The sequence below is a fragment of the Craterilacuibacter sp. genome (genome assembly GCF_051659485.1).
GTDB lineage: Bacteria > Pseudomonadota > Gammaproteobacteria > Burkholderiales > Chromobacteriaceae > Craterilacuibacter.
On the sequence record NZ_JBOFOO010000069.1, the window covers coordinates 1 to 3,589 of the forward strand.

Consider the following 3,589-nt stretch of genomic DNA (forward strand, 5'->3'; position numbering starts at 1 on the left):
CTACCATGCCCTTCCCGCTTTTTTACGTCCGGACCCTTCGTGCAGGCTTCCTTTTCATTTTTCGCCACGCGGCGCTTCTTCCCGCTGTTCGGCACCCAGTTTCTTGGCGCCTTCAACGACAACCTGCTTAAAACCGCCATCGTGGTGCTGATCAGCTACCAGGGACTGTCTTTTGCCGGCATGCCGCCCGAACAGTTGGTCAACATCTGCGCGGCCGTCTTCATTCTGCCGTTTTTCCTGTTTTCAGCCACCGCCGGCAAACTGTCGGAAAAAATGGACAAGGCTGCGCTGGCTCGCGCCATCAAACTGGCCGAAGTCGCCATCATGCTGTTAGCCGGCACCGGCTTCGTGCTGTCGTCTGCCGGCCTGCTGCTGGCGGCTCTGTTCCTGATGGGCGTACATTCAGCCTTCTTCGGTCCGCTGAAATACTCGGTACTGCCGCAATACCTGAAAGAGAACGAACTGGTCGGCGGCAACGGCCTGATCGAGATGGGGACTTTTCTCGCCATCCTGATTGGCCAGATAGGCGGCAGCCTGCTGGCGCAAGGCGGCCCATGGGCGATTGTCGCGACCACTTTTGCCGTCGCCATTGCCGGTTTCGGCATCAGCCGTGCCATGCCGCCAGCGCCGCCGGCGGCACCCGACATCAAGCTATCGGCCAATATTGCCACCGACACCCTGTCGCTGATCGCCGAAGCGTGGCGACTGAAAGACGTACGCGCGGCGATTCTGGGCATTTCGTGGTTTTGGCTGATGGGGGCGACCTATACCACCCAGTTACCCACCTTCACCCGTTTACACCTGGGCGGTGATGCCAATGTCTACACCCTGATGCTGGCACTGTTTTCCATCGGAATCGCCGCAGGTTCCGTCGCCTGCGCCAAATTATCGCAAGGCCGACTGCAACTGGGTCTGGTACTGGTGGGGAGCATAGGCATGAGCCTATTTGGTGCCGATCTGGCGCTGTCGGCACTCAGCCACTACCAAGGCGGGCTGATCAGCCTGGGCGACTATCTGGCGAAACCGGGGCACTGGCGGGTCATCATCGCGATTTCCGGACTCGGCTTCTTCGGCGGCTTCTTTACCGTCCCGCTCTATACCTGGCTGCAAATAGCCAGCCCGGATGCCTTCCGCTCGCAGGCCATCGCGGCCAACAACATCATCAACGGCCTGTATATGGTGGCGGCGGCACTGGCTAGCGCCATCACCCTGATGCTGGTGGACAATATCGCCATATTGTTTCTGGGCGTGGCGGTACTTAATATCGTCGCGACTTTGCACCTGATCGCCAGCGCCCCGCGCATCTGGCGCGAGCGCAGCGCATGGCTCAGGCGTTTGCCGCACAAGGCATAGCATGCCGATCACGCCATCGCGGCAGAGCAGATGATTTGATTGCTTACCCTTAGCTGCACGCACAAACGCCAGCCCGCGAGGCTGGCGTTTTATTGCATGGCGGATATCGGATTATTACCGGCTTAGGCGCTCAGGCTATCACTGGCGCGGCGCACTTTTTTGGTGACACTGGCGAATTTGCTGACATAGCGCGGATCGGTCGCATAACCGCCCTTATGCAAGGCCTGGGCAAAGCCCTTGGCATTGTCGCCTTGGCCCAGCGCCTTGGCGTAACGCTGGTTATTGGTGAGCAAGGAAGCATAGTCCTCGAATGCGGCCTCAAAAGAAGGATAGGCGCGGAATGTTTCAATTTTCTTGACCTTGCGTCCATTCAGGTACTCGGTGGTACGAATTTTGACTGTATCGCCGGTCCATGAATCGTAAGCCTTGAGGCTGAACAGATTGTAGCTGTCGCGTCCATCGGCAAAGCGGATCGGCTTTTTACCCCAGCCGCTTTCAAGCCCGGCATGCGCCACGATAATCGCGGGATCGACGCCCAGCGCCTCGGCGGCCTCTTCGGCATGCGGCAACATATGGTAGGCAAATGCACCGATAGGATCGGAAGGAATAGAAGCGGGCTTGATCTGTGCAACGGGCGCACTGGTGGTGACATCGGCTTGCAGGCGGCCACTGCTGACTTCTGGAGTCTGTGGCGTAATGGCAGAATTACTACATGCAGCGAAGAATAGGACAACAAACGGGAACAGTAGAAAATGCTTGCGCAAACCGACTCCTGTCAAACCCAAACAACCGGGCGAATAAAAGGGAGCGCATACTACCTCGAAAACATTAAGTACCGCAAGTCATCAAAAAAAGACAAGCCTTTGATATTCATGGTTTTTATATCAAATAAACAAATAAAAACCACAGGGCGCATTCAAATGCCCGCGTCCATAGCCACCTATAGCAGCTGCAATCCGTGCGCCACACCCACCAGTTTTTCAACATAAGCCGGGTCGGTGGCATAGCCGCCAGCATGCAGTGCACGGGCAAAAGCCTCCGCGTCATCTCCTTGATTGCGGACATCTGCGTAGCGGTTCAGCCGCAGCAGTAAGGCGGCATAATCATCAAATGCCGCCCCGAACGACGGATAGGCCCGAAATACCTCCTGGCGCTTGAGCTTGCGCCCCTTGAGATACTCGGTTGTCCATATCTTGGTCGTATCCCCCTCCCAACTGCGCGTGGCCTTCAGGCTGAACAGATTATGACTGTCCGAGCCATCTGGCTGACGGATAGGACGTTGCCCCCAGCCGCTTTCCAGCGCGGCATGGGCAACAATCAGTTCGGGTGCTACGCCCAACTCCTCTGCTGCGGGCTTTGCATGCGGCAACATGCGCGCAACGAAAGCCGCCTGCAGCGTCGCGGTCTGCGCCGGCGGCTGACGGCTGGCGCAAGCCGATAATAAAAGAACACTACAAACCAGCCCTAAACCGGCCTTCATGATGACACCTCGGCAGCATGCCATGACGGTGACACTACGCGGCGGCGCCAGCCATGCAAGGCCAGCACAAGCGCCAGCGCCATGCCCAGTTCGAAAATTTCTTCCAGCGACAGGAATAAACGCTCTTGCAGCAAGCTAGGGGCACCAAACAATTTGCTCCAGTTGTCGAACACTTGGGCAAATGCACCGTAAGCGCCCGCCACAAACAGCCACCATGCCGCCTCGCGTCCCTGCCACAGCGCCCGCAGCCATGCCGGCGCTGCACGCAGCAACTTCCAGCCGGCCAGTGCTGTCGCGACCAGTACCAGCAAGGCCAGACTCTTGAGCAACAAGGGAATGGCCGGATTCAGGTAGTAGTCAAGATTGGTACCCTTGCCCCCCAGTATCGTGCTGCGCAAGCCGGCCTCGCGTACTGCCAGATGCACCAGCAGCAAGCACCATGGCCATTGCTGCCAACGCGCACCAGAACTACGCCACAGCAGCAGGCCAGCCCCCAACAGATAAAGCAAAGAAGACACCGCTTCAACCGGCCCGTTCTCCATTAGCAAGGCACGATGCTGTGCATCCGGCAGCCAGACAGACAAGAGGACAAACGCCAATAGCGACAGACTCAGGAGAATGACCCGCCCCGGAAATGACAAAAGCAAAATGACAACCTTCCCAAAAGCAAAAAACCGCCAGCGCTTGCACGCCGGCGGTGATGTAGTTGGTAAAAAACTCAGCTCAGTGATGGTTCGCGCATCAGCAGGGTCGACA

General features: G+C 57.7%; 4 protein-coding genes. 1 reads left to right on the forward strand and 3 read right to left on the reverse strand.

Features of this window, described 5'->3' with window-relative positions; translation table 11 throughout:
- Positions 1–39 precede the first annotated feature (39 nt).
- Positions 40–1,353, forward strand: a complete 1,314-nt coding sequence (locus tag ACRC1E_RS02340; protein WP_438513502.1) for an MFS transporter — start codon at positions 40–42, stop codon at positions 1,351–1,353.
- A gap of 122 nt (positions 1,354–1,475) precedes the next feature.
- Here the strand turns inward: ACRC1E_RS02340 and flgJ (ACRC1E_RS02345) are convergent, their stop codons facing one another.
- The 3 genes from flgJ (ACRC1E_RS02345) to ACRC1E_RS02355 all read right to left on the reverse strand — a co-directional run bounded on the left by flgJ (ACRC1E_RS02345) (position 1,476) and on the right by ACRC1E_RS02355 (position 3,480).
- Entirely contained in the window at positions 1,476–2,117 is a 642-nt protein-coding gene (gene flgJ / locus ACRC1E_RS02345) for a flagellar assembly peptidoglycan hydrolase FlgJ (RefSeq protein WP_438513499.1), read from the reverse strand.
- Between the two features lie 176 nt (positions 2,118–2,293).
- The gene (gene flgJ / locus ACRC1E_RS02350; RefSeq protein ID WP_438513500.1) at positions 2,294–2,833 is read right to left on the reverse strand and encodes a flagellar assembly peptidoglycan hydrolase FlgJ; all 540 of its coding nucleotides are present in this window, start codon (positions 2,831–2,833) and stop codon (positions 2,294–2,296) included.
- Complete coding sequence (locus ACRC1E_RS02355; RefSeq protein WP_438513501.1) at positions 2,830–3,480, reverse strand: hypothetical protein; 651 nt, start codon at positions 3,478–3,480, stop codon at positions 2,830–2,832. The genes flgJ (ACRC1E_RS02350) and ACRC1E_RS02355 overlap by 4 nt, the downstream gene beginning before the upstream one ends.
- Between the last annotated feature and the right edge of the window lie 109 nt (positions 3,481–3,589).